18 protein-coding genes are annotated in these 18,991 nt (G+C 66.3%); 11 read left to right on the forward strand and 7 right to left on the reverse strand.

All coding sequences use genetic code 11. The features are described 5' to 3' along the window. Window positions 1–58 precede the first annotated feature (58 nt). The 5 genes from OHA42_RS08410 to OHA42_RS08430 all read left to right on the forward strand — a co-directional run bounded on the left by OHA42_RS08410 (window position 59) and on the right by OHA42_RS08430 (window position 7,355). On the forward strand, window positions 59–1,558 hold the full coding sequence (locus tag OHA42_RS08410; RefSeq protein ID WP_406235930.1) for a cytochrome ubiquinol oxidase subunit I: 1,500 nt from the start codon (window positions 59–61) through the stop codon (window positions 1,556–1,558). A gap of 10 nt (window positions 1,559–1,568) precedes the next feature. Further along, the gene (gene cydB, locus OHA42_RS08415) at window positions 1,569–2,636 is read left to right on the forward strand and encodes a cytochrome d ubiquinol oxidase subunit II (protein WP_406235932.1); all 1,068 of its coding nucleotides are present in this window, start codon (window positions 1,569–1,571) and stop codon (window positions 2,634–2,636) included. Between the two features lie 4 nt (window positions 2,637–2,640). Beyond that, a complete protein-coding gene (locus OHA42_RS08420; RefSeq protein WP_406235934.1) occupies window positions 2,641–4,512 on the forward strand; it encodes an ABC transporter ATP-binding protein/permease in 1,872 nt (623 codons plus the stop codon). Between the two features lie 41 nt (window positions 4,513–4,553). Further along, the gene (gene cydC / locus OHA42_RS08425) at window positions 4,554–6,452 is read left to right on the forward strand and encodes a thiol reductant ABC exporter subunit CydC (RefSeq protein WP_406239220.1); all 1,899 of its coding nucleotides are present in this window, start codon (window positions 4,554–4,556) and stop codon (window positions 6,450–6,452) included. Between the two features lie 465 nt (window positions 6,453–6,917). After that, window positions 6,918–7,355 (forward strand): hypothetical protein, encoded by a 438-nt coding sequence (locus OHA42_RS08430; protein ID WP_406235936.1) that lies wholly within the window; start codon window positions 6,918–6,920, stop codon window positions 7,353–7,355. 209 nt (window positions 7,356–7,564) lie between these two features. Here OHA42_RS08430 and OHA42_RS08435 read toward each other — a convergent pair whose 3' ends face one another. The 6 genes from OHA42_RS08435 to OHA42_RS08460 form a co-directional block, all read right to left on the reverse strand. Further along, window positions 7,565–8,269, reverse strand: a complete 705-nt coding sequence (locus tag OHA42_RS08435) for an FABP family protein (RefSeq protein ID WP_406235938.1) — start codon at window positions 8,267–8,269, stop codon at window positions 7,565–7,567. 208 nt (window positions 8,270–8,477) lie between these two features. Further along, complete coding sequence (locus OHA42_RS08440; protein ID WP_014981486.1) at window positions 8,478–8,783, reverse strand: DUF1416 domain-containing protein; 306 nt, start codon at window positions 8,781–8,783, stop codon at window positions 8,478–8,480. 4 nt (window positions 8,784–8,787) lie between these two features. Next, window positions 8,788–9,621, reverse strand: a complete 834-nt coding sequence (locus OHA42_RS08445) for a sulfurtransferase (protein WP_406235940.1) — start codon at window positions 9,619–9,621, stop codon at window positions 8,788–8,790. 31 nt (window positions 9,622–9,652) lie between these two features. Then, window positions 9,653–10,150, reverse strand: coding sequence for a DUF4395 domain-containing protein (locus OHA42_RS08450; protein ID WP_406235941.1), 498 nt, complete (start codon window positions 10,148–10,150; stop codon window positions 9,653–9,655). A gap of 291 nt (window positions 10,151–10,441) precedes the next feature. Further along, window positions 10,442–10,879 (reverse strand): thioredoxin family protein, encoded by a 438-nt coding sequence (locus OHA42_RS08455; protein WP_406235943.1) that lies wholly within the window; start codon window positions 10,877–10,879, stop codon window positions 10,442–10,444. Beyond that, complete coding sequence (locus OHA42_RS08460) at window positions 10,876–11,691, reverse strand: LmeA family phospholipid-binding protein (RefSeq protein ID WP_406235945.1); 816 nt, start codon at window positions 11,689–11,691, stop codon at window positions 10,876–10,878. The genes OHA42_RS08455 and OHA42_RS08460 overlap by 4 nt, the downstream gene beginning before the upstream one ends. 239 nt (window positions 11,692–11,930) lie before the next feature. On the opposite strand from OHA42_RS08460, the gene OHA42_RS08465 reads away from it, so the two are divergent. From OHA42_RS08465 to pstB, 6 genes are all read left to right on the forward strand, one after another. Further along, on the forward strand, window positions 11,931–12,698 hold the full coding sequence (locus OHA42_RS08465) for a winged-helix domain-containing protein (RefSeq protein ID WP_406235947.1): 768 nt from the start codon (window positions 11,931–11,933) through the stop codon (window positions 12,696–12,698). A 2-nt stretch (window positions 12,699–12,700) separates the two neighbouring features. Continuing rightward, entirely contained in the window at window positions 12,701–13,594 is an 894-nt protein-coding gene (gene mshD / locus OHA42_RS08470) for a mycothiol synthase (RefSeq protein WP_406239222.1), read from the forward strand. Between the two features lie 245 nt (window positions 13,595–13,839). Next, window positions 13,840–14,955: a phosphate ABC transporter substrate-binding protein PstS gene (gene pstS, locus OHA42_RS08475; RefSeq protein ID WP_406235949.1), complete on the forward strand. Its 1,116-nt coding sequence runs from the start codon at window positions 13,840–13,842 to the stop codon at window positions 14,953–14,955. An 88-nt stretch (window positions 14,956–15,043) separates the two neighbouring features. Then, a complete protein-coding gene (gene pstC / locus OHA42_RS08480; RefSeq protein WP_328408826.1) occupies window positions 15,044–16,015 on the forward strand; it encodes a phosphate ABC transporter permease subunit PstC in 972 nt (323 codons plus the stop codon). Further along, on the forward strand, window positions 16,015–16,917 hold the full coding sequence (gene pstA, locus OHA42_RS08485; RefSeq protein ID WP_406235951.1) for a phosphate ABC transporter permease PstA: 903 nt from the start codon (window positions 16,015–16,017) through the stop codon (window positions 16,915–16,917). The genes pstC and pstA overlap by 1 nt, the downstream gene beginning before the upstream one ends. 18 nt (window positions 16,918–16,935) lie before the next feature. Continuing rightward, window positions 16,936–17,712, forward strand: coding sequence for a phosphate ABC transporter ATP-binding protein PstB (gene pstB / locus OHA42_RS08490; RefSeq protein ID WP_328408829.1), 777 nt, complete (start codon window positions 16,936–16,938; stop codon window positions 17,710–17,712). A gap of 65 nt (window positions 17,713–17,777) precedes the next feature. Here pstB and OHA42_RS08495 read toward each other — a convergent pair whose 3' ends face one another. Next, window positions 17,778–18,914, reverse strand: coding sequence for an IS30 family transposase (locus OHA42_RS08495; protein WP_406239224.1), 1,137 nt, complete (start codon window positions 18,912–18,914; stop codon window positions 17,778–17,780). Window positions 18,915–18,991: the final 77 nt, after the last annotated feature.

Consider the following 18,991-nt stretch of genomic DNA (forward strand, 5'->3'; position numbering starts at 1 on the left):
CGGGCAAGCCTCCGGCGTAGCCTTTACTACGACATGTCGTAGATCGGCTGGAGGTCGAATGAGCGTCTTGGACATCTCGCGCTGGCAGTTCGGCATCACGACCGTTTATCACTTCATTTTCGTCCCGCTGACGATCGGCCTCGCCCCGCTCGTCGCGGGTATGCAGACCGCATGGGTGGTGACCGGCAAGGAGCACTGGTACCGGCTGACGAAGTTCTTCGGGAAGCTGTTCCTGATCAACTTCGCGCTGGGCGTTGCCACCGGCATCGTGCAGGAGTTCCAGTTCGGCATGAACTGGAGCGAGTACTCCCGCTTCGTCGGCGATGTGTTCGGTGCCCCGCTGGCGCTGGAGGCGCTTGTCGCGTTCTTCCTGGAGTCGACATTTCTCGGCCTGTGGATCTTCGGCTGGACGCGGCTGCCCAAAAAGCTGCACCTGGCCACCATCTGGCTGGTCGCCATCGGTGTGAATGCCTCCGCGTACTTCATCGTCGCGGCCAACTCGTTCATGCAGCACCCGGTCGGCGCGAGGTACAACGCCGAACGCGGCCGCGCCGAGCTCACCAGCATCTGGGAGGTGCTGACCAACAACACCACCCTCGCGGCCTTCCCGCACGTCGTCGCGGGCGCCTTCCTCACCGCAGGCACCTTCATCGCAGGCATCTCCGGCTGGTGGATGGTTCGGAATGCGCGCAGCGGCGACGAGACGAAAGTCGCCGAGGCGCGGGGCATGTGGCGCTCGGCGGGGCGTGCGGGCATGTGGGTGATCGTGGTGTCCGGCATCGCGATCTTCTTCACCGGTGACATCCAGGGCAAGCTGATGTTCGAACAGCAACCGATGAAAATGGCGTCGGCGGAGTCGTTGTGCCACACCGCAACCGATCCGGACTTCTCGATCCTTACGGTCGGCACGCACAACAACTGCGACAGCGTCACGCACGTGCTCGACGTGCCCTATGTGCTGCCGTATCTGGCCGAGGGCAAGTTCGAAGACGTCACCCTGGACGGCGTCGTCGACCTGCAAAAGGCCTACAACGAGAAGTTCGGGCCCGGCGACTACCGGCCCAACCTGTTCGTCACCTACTGGTCCTTCCGCGCCATGATCGGCCTGTCCGCCGGTGCGATCGGGCTCTGGCTGGTCGGCATGTGGCTGACCCGCCGCGGTCGCGTCGCGGATCAGCGCTGGTACTCGTGGCTGTGCCTGCTCGCCATCCCGACACCGTTCCTGGCCAACGCCGCGGGCTGGGTGTTCACCGAAATGGGCCGCCAGCCCTGGGTTGTCGCGCCGAACCCGACCGGCGATCCACAGCTGCGGCTGATGGTGCAGCAGGGCGTCTCCGACCATGTCGCAGGCACGGTGATCACCTCGCTGGTGGTCTTCACGCTGCTCTACGGTGCGCTCGCGGTGGTGTGGTTCTACCTCATGCGCCGCTATGTGATCGCCGGACCCGAGCAGCCGACCGTCGGCCCGCCCGGCGGCGGACCGGACGATACGGATGGTCCTGTCGGCCGCCATCGCGCCGCAGAGCCTGCCGTCGAACAGCTTTCCTTCGCGTACTGAGGAGCCGACGATGAGTTTGCAAGAGTTCTGGTTCATTCTGATCGGCGTCCTGTTCACCGGCTACTTCGTGCTGGAGGGCTTCGACTTCGGGGTGGGCATGCTGATGCCGATCCTCGGCAAGGGCAGCGACGCGCGCAGGCGCGTGGTGCTCAACACCATCGGCCCGGTGTGGGACGGCAACGAAGTCTGGTTGATCACGGCGGCCGGTGCGATGTTCGCGGCCTTCCCCGAGTGGTACGCGAGTCTGTTTGCCGGCTTCTACCTCGCGCTGCTGCTGGTGCTCGTCGCGCTGATCCTGCGGATCTGCGCCATCGAGTACCGGAGCAAGATCGACGACCCGAAGTGGCGGGCCCGCTGCGACATCGGCATCGGTATCGGCTCCTGGATACCGGCTTTGGCCTGGGGCTGGGTGTTCGCCAATGTGGTGCGCGGAGTACCGCTGAACGAGAAGAAGCAGATCACCGGCTCGGTGTGGGAGCTGCTCGGACCGTACGCACTGCTCGGTGGGCTCGCGACCGGGCTGCTGTTCGCGCTGCACGGTGCGGTCTTCCTGGTGTTGAAGACCGGCGGCGAAGTGCGCGACGACGCGGTGCGGACGGTGCGGCTGCTGCTCGTGCCGACGGCTGTCGTCGTCGGTGCCTTCGGAGTGTGGACCCAGCTCGCCTACGGCACCGGCTGGACCTGGATTCCGTTGGTGCTCGCGGTGATCGGGCTCCTGATCGCCGGCGCGGCTTCGTTCGCCCATCGGGACGGGTGGGGTTTCACCGGCACCACGCTCACCGTCGCCGCCGCGACGGTGCTGTTGTTCGGGTCGCTGTACCCGAATGTGTTGCCCTCCACCATCAGCGACCTGTTCGACCTCACCATCGACAACGCGTCGTCCACGCCGTACACACTGAAGGTGATGAGCTGGGCCGCGGTGATCGTCACTCCGGTTGTGCTGGCCTACCAGGGCTGGACGTACTGGGTGTTCCGCAAGCGCATCACCGTCGAACAGATCCCACCGCCCATCGGGCTGCCGCTGCAATCGGCACTGCCGGTGGAAACGGCCGTCCCCCAGGATTCGAGCAAGGACTGATTCCATGGCCCGCCCGCCCGTCGATCCGCGCCTGTGGCGGCACGCCCGTTCGGCCCGCCGCTATCTGGCGCTGAGCGTGGCGCTGTCGCTGGTGATCACGATCGCCATCGTGGTTGCCGCGGTCGCGTTGGCTCGTGTGCTGGCCGGAGTCATCACCGACCCCGGCCAGCGCACCCTCGGCGGGTGGATGACCGAACTTGTTGTCCTGGCCTGCGCCATCACCGTTCGGGTTGTGGCCACCTGGGTGCAATCACGCCTGGCGCACCGCGCAGGCGCCACGGTGGTGACCGAGCTGGAGACCGCCGTCCTGGCCGCAGGCGCCCGCATGGCGCCACGCGAACTCGAAACCCGCCGAACCGAACTCGCGGTCGTTGTCGGCACCGGCCTCGCCGGCTTGCGCGCCTACCTCACCGGCTACCTGCCCGCCCTGCTGCTCGCCTGCCTGGTGCCGCCGATCGTGCTGGTGGTCATCGCCGTGCACGACCCGATCTCCGGCGGTATCGCCCTGGTGACGCTCCCGCTGATCCCGGTTTTCATGATCCTCATCGGCCTGCTCACCCAGGGCCGTGCCGAAGCCACCCTCGCCGCGACCACCCGCCTCTCGGATCAGCTCTTGGACTTGTTCGCCGGTATGCCGACGTTGCGGGCGCTCGGGCGGGAGGGCGGTGCGGTCGAATCCAGCACCACTTCGGGTCGGACGCGAGTGCGACCCGACCAGGATGCGGGTCTCGGCGCGAGCAATCGGGTCCAGCGGGCCGGCTCGATGGAACATCGCGTGCGCGAGCTCGGAGATGCGTTGCGGCAGCGCACCATGCGCGCACTGCGAATCGCGTTTCTGTCGTCGATGGTGCTGGAGCTGCTCGCGGCTTTGAGCGTCGCGCTGATCGCGGTCTCCATCGGCCTGCGGCTCGTGTACGGCGAGATGAGCCTGTACGCCGGATTGGTGGCGCTGATCCTGGCCCCCGAGGTCTACTTGCCGCTGCGGATGGTCGGCGAGCGTTTCCACGCCGCCCAGGACGGAATGGCGGCTGCCGACAAGGCTTTTGCCGTTCTGGAGCCGGAATCGGCGGCTGCTGAGCCGGGGATGCCCGGTTCGGCCGGCGTCGGTCCGGTCGGCGCGTCCGACGAGGTCGATCACCGTCGCTCGTCCCACCGGGCAGGCGCGGCCTTCGGTGGCGTCATCGCGGTGCGTGATCTCGCGGTCCGCGCCAGGGACGGTTTCGCACCGGCCGGCCTTTCGGCGGTGCTGCGCCCCGCTGCGGTCACCGTGCTGGCCGGTCCCAATGGGAGCGGGAAATCCACCACCTTGCAGGCGATCCTGGGGCTGATCACGCCGGATCGGGGATCGGTGACGGTCGACGGAACCGACGTCCGCGACCTCGATGCGGACGCCTGGTGGGGTCGGGTGGCCTGGTTGCCGCAGCGCCCCGTCCTGGTGCCGGGAACCCTGCGCGAAAATCTCGAACTGCTCGGCGCCCACGTGCCGGACAAGTCGGCACAGGGCGCAGCGCGAGTCGTCGACGAGCTCGAAGCCGCCTGCCTAGCAACCGGATTCGATGCAGTTCTCGCCGACCTGCCCCGCGGCTGGGACACGGTCGTCGGCGCCGGCGGTGTCGGGCTCTCCCTGGGGCAACGCCAACGCTTGGCCCTCACCAGAGTCCTCGCCGCCGACCGACCGATACTGCTCCTCGACGAACCGACCGCCCACCTCGACCCCGACAGCGAGGCCGCCGTGCTGGCAGCCCTGAAACAACGCGCCCGTGCCGGAGCCACCGTCATCGTCATCGGCCACCGCCCCACCGTCCTTGCCGCCGCCGACCACATCATCCGGGTCCGCGCCGAAGCACGCGACCCCCGCACGGTGGTGCCGCGATGAGCACAACCACAGAGGTAGTGGGCGGGAAGGTGGTAGCGGGCATGGTCGGCGATATGCGGCGGATGTGGCGGTTGCTCGCGTTGTCGCCGTGGCGGATCGCGGTGGCGATCGGGTGGGGCACTGCGGCGTTGGGCAGTGGACTCGGGTTGGCGGCGTTGGCGGCGTGGTTGATCGCGCGGGCCTGGGAGATGCCGCCGGTGCTCGATCTGAGCGTTGCGGTGGTCTCGGTGCGGGCGCTGGGAATTTCACGTGGGCTCTGCCGGTACCTGGAACGTCTTGCTACACATGATGTCGCGTTGCGCGCGATGACCACGGCGCGGTCGACCGTCTACCGGGCGTTGGCACACTCCGACGTCTGGATGCGACGGGCCCTGCCCGAGGAGGCCGGTCCAGATGGCGCGGTTTCCGGAGAGTCCGGGGGTGCAGTTCGTCAGCCCGACGCCGATCTCGAGCGTGGGGCTGCGGCGGTGGGAAGGTTCGGCGGGTCGGGGCGCGGAGTTGCCGTGGCCGCGTCGGGTGCCAGCGGCGCCGCGCAGTTGCGTCGCGGGGATCTCCTGGTTCGAATCGGTGGCGATATCGACGATCTGGGCGCGGTGGTCGTGCGCGTCTTCGTGCCGATCGTGGTGGCGATCCTCGTGTCGGCGGCCGCGATCGGGCTGCTTGCGACTATTTCGGTGGCAGCGGCCGTGATTCTGGCTGCGGCGCTGGCCGTTTCGGGGATCGTCGCGCCTTTGTTGTCGGCATTGGCCGCACACGAAGCAGAGACGGCCGTGCGGGCCGATCGCGCCGAGTTCACCGCGCAGGCGGTCACCGTACTGGACCACGCGGCCGAGTTGCGCGTTGCCGGCCGTCTGGCTGCGGCGCTGGCGGCCGCGAACAGTGCGGGGCAGCGTGCAGTGGCAGCGGAGGATTCGGCGGCGTCACGCAGCGCGTGGGCCGCCGCAGCGACACCGCTCTCGATCGGCGCGAGCGTGCTCGGCGCGCTGCTGGTCGGAATCGCGATCTACGGGCCGAACGGCGGCGGTTCCGGTGCGATGACGCCGATGGCACTCACCATCCTTGTGCTGCTGCCACTCTCGGCCTTCGAGGCGGTGGGCACGCTGCCCGCCGCCGCGCAGGCGCTGACCACCGCTCGTGCCGCTCTGCACCGGCTCTTGCCGGCCGAGGGCGGGGACCCTGCTACCCAAGAGCTCCCAGCACGTTGGCCAGCAGGACGCACCGCTGACACGAGCCACGAGGACCGACGGCGGCGCAGCTCTTCGCGAGAATTTGTGGTGGACGGCCGACCCGCCGGTCCGGATGGCTCAGACCGAACACGGCACGGATCATCCCCGGACCTGTTGCCGGACAACATGCCCGACCGCCCCGCCGGACGCAGGATCGCCATTGTCGGCCCGAGTGGTGCGGGCAAGACGACGCTGCTCATGTTCTGGGCCGGGCTCTTCGATACCCCGCACCCCGGTGTCACCTTCTTCGCCGAAGACGCCCACCTGTTCGGCACCTCGGTCCTGGAGAACCTGCGCGTCGCGCGCGGCGACCTGACCGAGGCCAATGCCGAACAGGCCTTGCGCGCGGTCGGTCTCGGCGACTGGCTGGACTCCCTCCATGACGGCGTGCACACCGATCTGGTCGGCGGTGCCGCCGCCGTCTCCGGTGGCCAACGCCGGCGCATCCTGCTCGCTCGCGCCCTGATCGCGCCTGCTCGAGTCCTGTTGCTCGACGAGCCGACCGAACACCTGGAAGCCGAAGCGGGCGCCCAACTGTTGCGCGATCTGCTCGATGCCGACAGCGGCCTGATCGAACCCGATCGAATTGTGGTTGTCGTCACACATCAACTCCCGCCGGACCACCGCGCCGACGCGATCGTGCGGGTCTCCGCATCAGGCCAGGTCAGCACCATATTCTCGGCATCGGAAGCCGCGGTTTCCGCCCACCGATAAATTCCGTTGCCGACTCGCCGACACCTCGCTAAATTCGTCCTTACACAAGGAAGGAGGTGGTTCGAGAAATGTATTTTTCCAGGACACGTGAGGTGGCTGCGCGCTAGCGCCACCGCTGCAGGATTCCCGCGCGAGCGCTAGCGAATCCAACGCAGTCACCCGGCCCCCGAGCCCCCGGTCCAGTCCGACCGGGCCTTGTGTGAGTTGCATCCACAAGGAAAGGTTCGGGGGCCGTTCCCTTTTCTACGGCTTTTCCCATCGACATCGACCAGGCCGAAATCGACCGCCGCGGTTGAGAATCAGCCGTAGGCGCTGAAGCTGGGGTGGCAGCCATGCCCGCGGTCCCTCGATGGCGGATCAGATTCGGGCGCAGGGCGGGTCGCGGCTGCGACACGGGCAGGCTCCTCGCGACGGACGGCTGGAACGATACAGTTCATCGGTCGGTTCTATGAAGGGGTATCCGGGTTGGCATCGGAAAGTCTTGCTGCGGCGATCGGTCGGCGCATCACGGCGGTCAGGCGCGTGTTCTATGTGCACGGCGAGGATGTCGACCGTTCGGAGGGGCCGATCGAGTTGACGTTCGACGAAGGCACCGTGCTGCTCTTCGATGCCGGCAGTGATGGTGAGGAGCTGCGCGTTGTTCCGGCAGCGTGGCGTGACCCGTTCGCCGGTGTGTCCGAGCCCGAGTACATCGAGTACGTGGCGGAGTCCGGGAAGTACACGGCTTTCGATGTCGGTTCGGAATATCCGTACTCGCAGCTGGTCGGAAGCCGGGTCGCCGCGGTCTCCGAGTCGCGCCTGCACGATGAACGACTGCGCGGCGCGGTTCTGGAGGTGAGCGGTTTCACCTTGGCGGTGGAAACGGTCGCCGACGAACTTCTGGTGACCTGTGATCCTCGGTGATCGGTATCTGCACACCGACCCTGATGAGACTCCTGCTCCGGTGACGCACATGTGATGACCGCAGGGCCTGTGCCGTCTCCGGTGACGACGCACGTGCGATGACCGCGGGGCCTGTGTCGTGCGGTGGTTCACCCGGTACCTGCCCCAGGCAGCAGATCGCCCCGCCCTCATGGTGATTCGAGGTGCGGGGCGTGGCGTGTGGTGGTCGACTATCCGATGTACCGCTGGAGCCGGGCGGAGAGCCGGGGTTCGAGGGGACCGTCGGCAACGACGCGTTCCTCGACGTAGGCCAGGTCGCCACCCTCGACGATGCCGTACAACCGCTTGGCGCCGCCGACGACGATGCCGGATTGACTGCGGATCACGACGTCGGTGGCCAGTTCCCAGGAGGATTGGGTCAGCGCGGTGCCATAGAAGAGTTCGACGATGCCGGTGCTGTGGGTGAGCAGCAGTTCGATGACCTCGTCATCGCCGTCGATGCCAACGCGCCAGAAGCCGCTCTCACGCAGGTCTGGGCCGCCGTAGGATCCGTCGGACTCGATGAACCAGGAGCGTGAGTCCCAGGCCAGGTAGTCGCCGCCGTCGTGGGAGACGATGATCTGCTGGCCGAAGCGGTAGTCGCCGCGCTCGGGGGAGTTGCCCTCGCCTTCACCGCGCCACACACCGACCATCGGCAGCAGCGCCAGCATCGAGGAACTCAGATCCGGGCCGAGTCGCAGGTTCGCGGTGTCTTCCGGCAATGGCAGATCCGGGAGGACCGGAATGTTGCGTGCACCGGTTGCTTTCGCGCGTTCGACCGCATCGGCCACGGCTTGATCGCCGCTGCGGCGAGACGGCTCGGCCGGAGCGGCGCCGTTCATGTGTTCACTCGCTCGCTCGGCCGGATCGGAACCTTCGCTAGCGAGCTCGCTCATGACTCGGTGAACAGCCGGTAGAAAACGTACAGGCCGAACCAGCCGATAAGCACGGCCACGGCCACCAGCAGAATCTCGAAGAAGAGGACCACGTTTCGAGTCTAACGACTTGCTCGCCGCCCAGCACAACGGCCCCGGAGCTTCCCGATGGAATCTGGGAAACGCCGGGGCCGTCGACAACTTACGGTCGCTGATCGGATCTCAGCTATTACTTCGCGACGGCGACGTCGACCGGGTGGATGCCCGCGCCGTCGGGGCGGATCTCCGCGGAGCCGTTGCCGGCCGAGGAGAGTGCCCGCACGGTCCATGCGCCGGGAGCGGCGAAGAACCGGAAGTCACCGGTGCCCGAGGCAACGACCTCGGCGGTGAAATCACCGTTGCCGTCGAGCAGGCGCACGAACGCGCCGCCGACGGGCTGGCCGTCGGTGCTCAGGACACGGCCGGTGATGACCGTTTCCTTTTCCACATCGACTCCGGCCGGAATGGCCTGACCCTGGGTAGGTGCTGCGCACATGTGATCAGGCTCCCAACTCGATAGGTGCACCGACGAGGGAGCCGTATTCGGTCCAGCTCCCGTCGTAGTTCTTGACATTCTGGTGGCCGAGCAGCTCCTGCAGCACGAACCAGGTGTGCGAGGAACGCTCGCCGATGCGGCAGTAGGCGATGGTGTCCTTCTCGCCGTCCAGGCCCGCTTCCTGGTAGATCTCGGTGAGCTCGGCATCGGACTTGAAGGTGCCGTCCTCGTTCGCGGCCTTGCTCCACGGCACGTTGATGGCGCTGGGGATGTGGCCGGGGCGCTGGCTCTGCTCCTGCGGCAGGTGGGCGGGGGCCAGGATCTTGCCGGAGAACTCGTCAGGCGAACGCACGTCGACCAGGTTCTTGGCGCCGATGGCGGCGATGACCTCGTCACGGAAGGCACGGATGGTCAGGTCGGGCGCGGCAGCCTTGTATTGGGTGGCCGGGCGGCTCACCGCGTCGCGCGAGAGCGGACGGCCTTCGAGCTCCCACTTCTTGCGGCCACCGTCGAGCAGCTTGACGTTGTTGTGGCCGTAGAGCTTGAAGTACCAGTACGCGTACGCGGCGAACCAGTTGTTGTTGCCGCCGTAGAGCACAACCTCGTCGTCGTTCGCGATGCCGCGCGCCGAGAGCAGATCGGAGAACTGCTCCTGGTTCACGAAGTCGCGACGAACCTGATCCTGCAGGTCTTTCTTCCAATCGAGCCGGACGGCACCCTCGATGTGGCCGCCGTCGTAGGCGGAGGTGTCCTCGTCTACCTCGACGAAGACGACGCCGGGGGCGTTGAGGTTCTCTTCGGCCCAGTCAACGGAGACCAGGACATCGGAGCGGGCCATGTTGTTCCTTTCGGGGTGGTGACTTGCAGTGTCAGGACGAAGCCGGGGCGGGGATGGTCCGGCGGAAACGGGCGACCAGTGGATAAATCTGGCAACCCAGGCAGATTCCGAACGCCGCGTTCAGGAACGCCGCGAACAGGGCGAAGCCGGCGAACACCGCGCCGACGACGATGGAGCCGGCCAGGAAACCCAGCAGGCTGACGGCACTGAAGACCAGGCCGAGCAATTGGGCGAACCGCAGCGGCGCCACGGGTTCGGTTTCGGTCGGCGGGCCGACGCGCGGTGCGACCAGCGCGGCGTAGATCCGACCGTAGGGGCTGCGCCGCGGGCCGGTGGCGGCGCCGATCGCGAAGACCACCGCTTGGATCGCGATGAGCACGGCGGCGGCCGCGGTGGACAGAGCGGCGGCGATCAGCACGACGACGAGGACGGCGGTGGTGATCCACGCGGCGAAGCGCGGTCCACGGACGTCGACGGAATTGAATGGAATGGCTTGCCCGGAGGCAGTGTTACGGGTTTCGGCAGACATTGTGCGTACTCCTGCGCTGAATGACTCTGACGGCTGAAAAATTGCCAGTTCGCCGGGGGATCAAGAGATCACTCGCACGGCGGACAAAGGTCGGCGTCAGGAAATCTGAACGGACCGACCGGTCAGCGGCACAGGCAGCAACAACCACCGAGGCGACACAGATCAACTGTGCGGCGTCGGGTGAGCATCAGCTCGTGGTCGGATTGCACGAAAGGCAGTTTACCCGGTTCCGAGGGGAAATTGGACCCCGGGTTCGTCACATCGGCTATAGAGCCTTTTCAGGCCCTGTTTTTACACCGTCAGCGGCTCGAGTGCGGTGTGTAGATCGGCAGTCTTCGGGACGCCGGAGATACGGAAACGCTCCCTGCCTTCCCTGTCGAAGACGAAGGTGGTCGGCAACGAGAGCACATTCAGCTCTTTGGCCAGCGCGGGCTCGGCATCGATATCGACCTCGATATCCAGCGGCGGGTTCGGCGCATCCGATAGACCTTCGGTCACCCCGGCGACCACCCGGCGCACCGCCGCGCACGGGCCGCACCAGTCGGCGGAGAAATGCAGCACTGCGGGCCCCGCACCGCTCACTCCGGCGGCGGCGAGCAATTCGGTGCGCGCCGCCTTGGTCGGTGTGATCGTATCGGCGGCACGCAATTTCCCGTCCCGGCGCCGTAGCGCCGTGCCGACCGCCAGTGCGGCAAGCATCATCACCACCAATATTGTGATTCCGATCATGGCCGCTGCAATCTATCCAGGTCGATCGTCACATTCTCCCCTTTGCCTTCGACAACGATCTGGCCGCCTTGTGCGGAGACCTTCGTCGGCCGCAGACCGAAGGGCAATTCCTTCGTGTCGATGGTGCGCGTGAACAGCTCCAGCACCGCCGGTCGGTCGGCTTCGGGGACGACCGCGGTGGGGGTGAGCTCGGTGCTGGTGCCGCGGTAGAAACCGGTCGCGACGATCCGCACCTGATCACCGTCGAGCAGCAGATCCGCCTGCACGCTGACCTTGTCACCGCCCAGCGGCGCGCCGGGCGCGGTCGAGGCGAGCGGTGTGCCGGGCAGCGTGCCGGTGAGCACCAGTGCGCCCGCCGTCGTCATTCCGGATCCGCCCGATCCGCCCGTTCCGTCGGATTTATCCGCAGGTCGCGAATGCACTTGCAGGTCCGGGATTTTGAACAGCCTGCCCAGTTCGGTGGGCTCGAGACGCATCCTGCCCTCGACCCGTTCCACCGGGACTCGGCGCACGCTGCTGTCGACGAGATCGCCCAGCGGCAGATGCACTCCGGTCAACGTCGCCTCGGCCGAGACTTCGCCGGGGATGTCCGGGCGCACGATACGTGCGCGGATGTCGACATTCTGGAATCGACTCTCGAGCACCTGGCCGAAGAAGGGGAACCCGTAGATGGTCACCTGGGGGTCGGCGATGAGATCGGCGCCCTCACGCAGAGCGCGCGATACGCGATACTCGGAGTAAGCGGCGGCGCCGAAATCGATGACGACTGCCAGTCCCGCGAGAACCAGCAGCCCGATAATCAGCTTGCGCATGGACCCAACCCTAATAGCACCGCCGGACGGAGTCCGTCGCCAGTCGTGCCGAGCAGCGCGAAGGTGAGGCGGCCGCCCAACTGGCAGCTTGTTCTGGGTATTGCCTATGCGTTGCTTACCCGGATGGCGAGGTTATCGGGGTTCACGCGCTAATCTTGCACCGATTACCTGTGATTAGCGACGTGGCTTCGGCGGTTACTGCTGTTGTCGTCGGAGCGACGAGATGGGAGGAGGGCTTTGTGGAGCTGCTCCTGTTGACCTCCGACCCCAACCCCGAGTCGGTACTGCCTTCGCTCGCGCTGCTGGCGCACAACGTGCGTCCGGCACCGACCGAGGTGGCGTCCCTGCTGGAAGCAGGCACCGCGGATGTGGCACTTGTCGACGCGCGCACCGACCTGGCCGCCGCGCGCGGCCTGTGTCGGCTGCTCGGGAGCACCGGCTCGTCGGTGCCCGTCGTCGCTGTGCTCACCGAGGGTGGCCTGGTGGCTGTGAACGCTGATTGGGGCCTCGACGACATTCTGCTGCCCGGCACCGGGCCCGCCGAACTGGACGCCCGATTGCGGCTGCTGGTCGGTCGAACCGGTGGTGTGGCAAGCCCGGAGAACACCGGCAAGATCACCCTCGGTGAGTTGGTGATCGATGAAGGCACCTACACCGCACGTCTGCGCGGGCGCCCGCTCGATCTCACCTATAAGGAATTCGAACTCCTCAAGTACCTCGCGCAGCATGCGGGCCGGGTTTTCACTCGGGCCCAGCTGCTGCAGGAGGTATGGGGATACGACTTCTTCGGTGGCACCCGCACGGTCGACGTGCACGTGCGTCGCCTGCGCGCCAAACTCGGCAGTGAATACGAGTCGCTGATCGGCACCGTGCGCAATGTCGGCTACAAGGCGGTGCGGCCGTCCAGGTCGGCCACCAAGGGTGAGCCGGTCCCGTTCCACGAGGATGAGACCGAGGGCACCGACGAAGCTCCGTTCGCGCCCGTGAACGGCTCCGTGCCGCAGTGACGATGCGCTGGACCGAACAGGTCGATGCCGATGCCGCGCGCTCGGTGCGTGAACTGCTCGACCGAGCGACCGTCGCCGACGGCGTCGCCCCGATCTCCGAGCAGGCCGTGTTGTCGTTGACCGCCGCCGATGACGCACGACACCTGATCGTGCGTCACGACGGCGCGATCGCGGGATACGCGAATCTGGTTCCCGCGCATGGTGAGCACCCTGCGATGGCCGAGGTCGCGGTCGATCCGGCCGCTCGTGGCCACGGCATCGGAACCCAGCTCGTCAACGCAGCGCTCGCCGCAGGCGGCACCGGCACTCGGGTCTGGGCACATGGCAATCGGACCCAGGCGCAGGCCGTCGCGGCCCGCCTGGATTTGGTGACCGCGCGCGAGTTGTGGCAGATGCGACGCGCATTGGCTACACCTGAGCTACCCGAGCTGGAGGTTCCGGCGGAGATCGTGCTGCGCACCTATGCGGGTCCTGCCGACGACGCCGAACTGCTGCGGGTGAACAAGGCCGCGTTCGCCTGGCATCCGGAACAGGGCGGCTGGACCGAGCGCGATATCGAGGTCCGCAGCAACGAGCCGTGGTTCGACCCGAAGGGTCTGTTCATCGCGGCCGCGGCCGCCGATCCCGGTCGTGTGCTCGGATTCCATTGGACCAAGGTGCATTACGACGAGGACCCGGCGATCGGCGAGGTGTACGTGGTCGGCATCGATCCGGCGGCGCAGGGTCGCGGGCTCGGCCGCCTGCTCACCCTCGCCGGACTGCGTTACCTGCGCGAACGCGATCTCGCCGAGGTGCTGCTCTACACCGAGGCCGACAACACCGCGGCCGTGCACACCTACACCCGGCTCGGATTCGCTCCCGCGCACGTCGATGTCGCCTACGCGGCCCGTGACTGAATAGAAAGCGGCCCGGTGGGGTTGCTCGAGTAACACTGGGGCAAATCTCACACCTGCCGGGCTTAATCGCGCCGGGCTGTTCACTCGGCGTTCACTCAGCTTGGTCCAACTGTCAACCGAGCGAATCTACGTTACTTATGGGCGGCGCAGCTGCCTGGTGCGCAAGTTCCTCGCGAACGGCACCACAACACCCGCCCGGGCCGGTGAGGGACCGGGCGTGTCGGACGTGATTCCCCGGAGGAATAGTGAACTTCAAGCGCAGCAGCGCCTTCGTCGGCGTGCTGGCCGTCGGAGCGATGACTCTCGCGGCCTGTGGCAGCGACGACAACTCCTCGACCAGCGACACCAGCAACGCCGCCAACACCAGCGTCGCCTGCGGCGGTAAGAAGGCCCTCAAGGCCAGCGGTTCGTCGGCGCAGAAGAACGCCATGGAGCGTTTCATCGCCGCCTACGAGGCCAACTGCGATGGCAACACCCTGAACTACACCTCGAGTGGCTCCGGCGCCGGTGTCAACGAGTTCCTCGGCAGCCAGACCGATTTCGGTGGCTCCGATTCGCCGCTGAGCGCCAAGAAGGAAGAGCCCGCCAAGGCTCAGGAGCGCTGCGGCGCCCCGGCATGGAACCTGCCGACCGTCTTCGGCCCGATCGCCGTGACCTACAACATCGACGGTGTCACCGACCTCGTGCTCGACGGCCCGACCGCGGCCAAGGTCTTCAACGGCGCGGTCACCACGTGGGACGCACCGGAGATCAAGGCGCTGAACCCGAACGCCAAGCTCCCCTCGGACAAGATCGCCGTGATCTTCCGCAGCGACGAGTCGGGCACCACCGACAACTTCCAGCTCTACCTCGACGCGGCCTCCGACGGCGCATGGGGCAAGGGATCGGGCAAGGTCTTCGCCGGCGGCGTCGGTGAGGGCGCGAAGGGCAACGAGGGCACCTCGGCCGCGATCAAGAGCACCAAGAACTCGATCACCTACAACGAGTGGTCGTTCGCGAAGTCGCAGAACCTGTCCATCGCGCAGATCGTCACCTCCGCCAGCAAGGACCCGGTCAAGCTGACCGTCGCGTCCGCGGGCAAGGCCATCGACAGCGTGAAGCTCAAGGGCGAGGGCAACGACCTGGTGCTCGACACCAGTTCGTTCTACAAGCCGACCGAGGCGGGCGCCTACCCGATCATCCTGCCCACCTACGAGATCGTGTGCTCGAAGTACGCCGATGCCGATACTGCCAAGGCGGTCAAGGCCTTCCTGACCTCGGCGACCACCAACGGCCAGAAGGGCCTTGACGAGAGCGGCTACATCCCGATCCCGGACAAGTTCAAGACCAAGCTGACCACCGCGATCAACGCCATCTCCTGATCGCATCGTCATGACCGTGCACCCTGAGGTGACCGCTGCGGGCTCGTCGGACTCGACGGGCCCGCGGGCGGCTGGAGATACTTCCCTTATGCCGAGTGAACCGAGCACCGAACCGGCCAAGAAGGTTCGTCCTGCACACAGCCAGCGGGCCGAGATCATCTTCCGGTCGCTAGCCACGGCAGCCGGTGCCACCATCGTCGCCGCCATCGCGCTGATCGCGCTGTTCCTGCTGATCCGCGCGTGGCCCTCGGTCATGGCGAACGAGGCGAACTTCTTCGCCAGTACCGAGTTCGTCACCAACAACGCCGACCACCTGCGCTTCGGCATCCGGGACCTGCTCATGGTCACGGTGCTGAGCTCGATGCTGGCCTTGGTGATCGCGGTGCCCGTCGGTGTCGGCATCGCACTGTTCTTGACTCATTACTCGCCCAAGACGATGGCGCGGCCGTTCGCGATGCTGGTCGACCTGCTCGCCGCGGTGCCGTCGATCGTCTTCGGCCTGTGGGGCGTGCTCGTGCTCGCGCCCCAGCTGGAGCCGGTGGAGACCTTCCTGAACCGGAACCTCGGCTGGTTGTTCCTGTTCTCCGACGGCAACGTCACGATCTCCGGCGGCGGCACGATCTTCACCGCGGGCGTGGTGCTCGCGGTGATGATCCTGCCGATCATCACCTCGGTCTCGCGTGAGGTCTTCAATCTGACTCCCGCCGCGCACATCGAGGCCGCCCATGCGCTCGGTGCGACGAAGTGGGAGATGGTCCGGATGACGGTGCTGCCCTACGGTCGCAGCGGTGTCATCGCGGGCTCCATGCTCGGCCTCGGTCGCGCCCTCGGCGAGACGATCGCGGTGCTGCTCGTGCTGCGGACCTCCGCACAGGCCGGGCACTGGTCGCTGTTCGACGGTGGCTTCACCTTTGCCTCCAAGATCGCCTCTGCGGCTTCGGAATTCAGTTCGCCGCTGCCGACCGGCGCCTACATTGCGGCCGGCTTCGTGCTGTTCGCGCTGACCTTCGTCGTCAACGCGCTGGCACGTCTGGTGGCCGGTGGAAGGGTGAACGGATAATGACCACGACGACACTCGACAAGCCGGTCAAGGCGCCGACCTTTCGTCATGTCAGCACGAGCCGCCGGATACGCAACAACATTGCCACCGGTGTGGTCTGGGCTTGCTTCGCCATCGCGCTCGTGCCGCTGGTCTGGGTCCTGCTCATGGTGGTGACCAAGGGCTTCGAGGCGATCACCTCGCTGAACTGGTGGGAGAAGTCGCAGAAGGGCGTGCTGCCCGACCAGTTCGCGGGCGGTGTCTACCACGCGATCTACGGCACCATCGTGCAGACCGCGGTGGCCGCGGTCATCGCGGTGCCGCTGGGCATTATGGCCGCGGTCTACCTGGTGGAATACGGGCGCGGCTGGCTGGCCAAGACCACCACCTTCATGGTGGACATCCTCGCGGGCGTCCCGTCCATTGTCGCGGCGCTGTTCATCTTCGCGCTGTGGATCGCCACGTTCGGCTTCCCGCAGAGCGCCTTCGCGGTGTCTCTCGCGTTGGTGCTGCTGATGCTGCCGGTGGTCGTGCGCAGCACCGAGGAAATGCTGAAGCTGGTGCCCGACGAGCTACGCGAGGCGTCGTATGCGCTCGGCATTCCGAAGTGGAAGACGATCCTGCGGATCGTCGTGCCGACCGCATTGCCCGGCATGCTGAGCGGCATCCTGCTCGCCCTTGCCCGCGTGATGGGCGAGACGGCGCCGGTGCTGGTGCTCGTCGGCTACAGCAAGTCGATCAACACCGACCTCTTCGACGGCAATATGGCCTCGCTGCCGCTGCTGATCTACCAAGAGCTGTCGAACCCGGAACCCGCGGGCCGACTGCGGGTGTGGGGTGCGGCGCTGACGCTGATCCTGATCATCGCGCTGCTGTACGTGGCCGCGGCGGTCGTCAACAAGCTGCTCACGCGGAACCGATAGAAGCGAACGGATACTCAGATGGCCAAGCGGATCGACGTCAAAGACCTGAATATCTATTACGGCAAATTCCATGCGGTTGCCGATGTCAAGCTGTCGGTGCTGCCGCGCAGCGTGACTGCCTTCATCGGGCCGTCGGGTTGCGGTAAGTCCACCGTGTTGCGCTCGCTCAACCGGATGCACGAGGTCACCCCGAACGCTCGCGTCGAGGGCGCCGTGTTGCTCGACGGCGAAGACATCTACGGCTCGCAGGTCGACCCGGTGGGTGTGCGCCGCACCATCGGCATGGTGTTCCAGCGGCCGAACCCGTTCCCCACCATGTCGATTCGCGACAATGTGGTGGCCGGGCTGAAGCTGCAGGGCGTGCGCAACAAGAAGGAGCTCGACGAGGTCGCCGAGCGCTCGTTGCGTGGCGCCAACCTGTGGAACGAGGTCAAGGACCGGCTCGACAAGCCGGGCGGCGGCCTCTCCGGTGGTCAGCAGCAGCGGCTGTGCATCGCGCGTGCAATCGCGGTCTCGCCGGACGTGCTGTTGATGGACGAGCCGTGCTCGGCGCTGGACCCGATCTCCACCCTGGCGATCGAGGACCTGATCACCGAGCTGAAGAAGGAATTCACCATCGTCATCGTCACCCACAACATGCAGCAGGCCGCGCGCGTGAGTGACCAGACCGGCTTCTTCAACCTGGAGGCGCAGGGTAAGCCCGGCAGGCTGATCGAGATCGACGACACCGAGAAGATCTTCTCCAACCCGGGCCAGAAGGCGACGGAAGACTACATCTCCGGCCGCTTCGGTTAAGCATGGACAGACAAAAGGCCCGCACTCGGGGTGAATTCAAGGGGTCGTCGCAACACTGCCTGCTTTTAGCGGGTAAGTAGATCACGCAGACGCTCGGCTGGGGTTTCCCAGTCGAGCGTTTTGCGTGGACGATCGTTGAGTTGGTGAGCGACGTGTTCGAGGTCTTCGGGACCATAGACACTCAGATCGGTGCTTTTCGGGAAGTATTGGCGCAGTAACCCGTTCGTGTTCTCGTTGGTTCCGCGTTGCCAAGGACTCGCCGGGTCGCAGAAGTAGACCGCCATGTCGGTGGCCATCGAGAACTGCTTGTGCCTGGCCATCTCGGCGCCCTGGTCCCAGGTCAGCGACCCGCGCAGGTGGGTGGGCAGGGTCGAGATCGTCCGGATCAAGCCGTCACGGACGGTTTCGGCGTCGTGACCGCCGGGCAGGTGAACCAGCATCGTGTAACGGGTGGACCGTTCCACGAGGGTGCCGATGGCCGAACCACCGTCCTTGCCGATGATCAGATCGCCTTCCCAATGGCCGGGCACCGCACGATCTTCGACCTCGGCGGGCCGGTCACTGATCATGATCATCGCATCGACGAACCGGTGGGTGCGCTGATCTGATTTGCGATGCGGTTTCCGCCGGGTCCGTCCAGTTCGCAACGCTTGCGCGACTTCACGTCTCAGCCCGCCACGGGACTGGAAGTAGAGGGCTTGGTAGATCGTTTCGTGGCTCACCCGCATACTCTCGTCGTCGGGATAGTCCCTGCGGAGCCGGTGACAGATCTGTTCGGGAGACCGCTGCCGTGACAAACCATCGACCACCCACGCCCGCAAAGCCTGGTTGGTCACCAGTTTGGACCCCTTCGGACGCGCCCGCGCATCCGCGGCAGCCTTGTTCGCCTGATAGGGCAGGTAAAGCCCATCGATCCGGTGCGCCCGGACCTCCCGCGACACCGTCGATTTATGTTTACCGATCCGTGCCGCGATCCCCGTCAACGACTGCCCGATCAATAGCCCATCGGCGATATCGAGGCGGTCCTGCAACGACAGGTACCGGTCACTGATCGAAACAGGCTCGACACCAACGGGTTTGATCACCGCAGATGTGTACCGGCTTCCGGTCGTGTAGTCCACCACCGTGCCGTCGGGATGAATCCGCTTGTCCCCGGACCTGCGTATCCCAGCCCGCCAATCCCGGGCAGTTCGTTCGTTCACCCCGACCTCGCGAGCCGCCCGCGCCACCGACCACCCCGAGGCGATCAGCTCACTGAACCGCCTCTTGGCGTCGGGTT

Origin of the sequence: Nocardia sp. NBC_01009, from assembly GCF_045208035.1 — a bacterium.
Lineage (GTDB): Bacteria > Actinomycetota > Actinomycetes > Mycobacteriales > Mycobacteriaceae > Nocardia.

Excerpts from the sequence above, each read along its gene's own strand:
- cydB (WP_406235932.1), top strand. The coding sequence starts at position 1,569 with ATGAGTTTGCAAGAGTTCTGGTTCATTCTGATCGGCGTCCTGTTCACC.
- OHA42_RS08450 (WP_406235941.1), bottom strand. The coding sequence starts at position 10,150 with ATGTCTGCCGAAACCCGTAACACTGCCTCCGGGCAAGCCATTCCATTC.
- OHA42_RS08435 (WP_406235938.1), bottom strand. The coding sequence starts at position 8,269 with ATGAGCGAGCTCGCTAGCGAAGGTTCCGATCCGGCCGAGCGAGCGAGT.
- OHA42_RS08420 (WP_406235934.1), top strand. The coding sequence starts at position 2,641 with ATGGCCCGCCCGCCCGTCGATCCGCGCCTGTGGCGGCACGCCCGTTCG.
- OHA42_RS08410 (WP_406235930.1), top strand. The coding sequence starts at position 59 with ATGAGCGTCTTGGACATCTCGCGCTGGCAGTTCGGCATCACGACCGTT.
- cydC (WP_406239220.1), top strand. The coding sequence starts at position 4,554 with ATGGTCGGCGATATGCGGCGGATGTGGCGGTTGCTCGCGTTGTCGCCG.
- mshD (WP_406239222.1), top strand. The coding sequence starts at position 12,701 with ATGCGCTGGACCGAACAGGTCGATGCCGATGCCGCGCGCTCGGTGCGT.
- OHA42_RS08460 (WP_406235945.1), bottom strand. The coding sequence starts at position 11,691 with ATGCGCAAGCTGATTATCGGGCTGCTGGTTCTCGCGGGACTGGCAGTC.
- pstB (WP_328408829.1), top strand. The coding sequence starts at position 16,936 with ATGGCCAAGCGGATCGACGTCAAAGACCTGAATATCTATTACGGCAAA.
- OHA42_RS08445 (WP_406235940.1), bottom strand. The coding sequence starts at position 9,621 with ATGGCCCGCTCCGATGTCCTGGTCTCCGTTGACTGGGCCGAAGAGAAC.
- pstC (WP_328408826.1), top strand. The coding sequence starts at position 15,044 with ATGCCGAGTGAACCGAGCACCGAACCGGCCAAGAAGGTTCGTCCTGCA.
- pstA (WP_406235951.1), top strand. The coding sequence starts at position 16,015 with ATGACCACGACGACACTCGACAAGCCGGTCAAGGCGCCGACCTTTCGT.
- OHA42_RS08440 (WP_014981486.1), bottom strand. The coding sequence starts at position 8,783 with ATGTGCGCAGCACCTACCCAGGGTCAGGCCATTCCGGCCGGAGTCGAT.
- OHA42_RS08455 (WP_406235943.1), bottom strand. The coding sequence starts at position 10,879 with ATGATCGGAATCACAATATTGGTGGTGATGATGCTTGCCGCACTGGCG.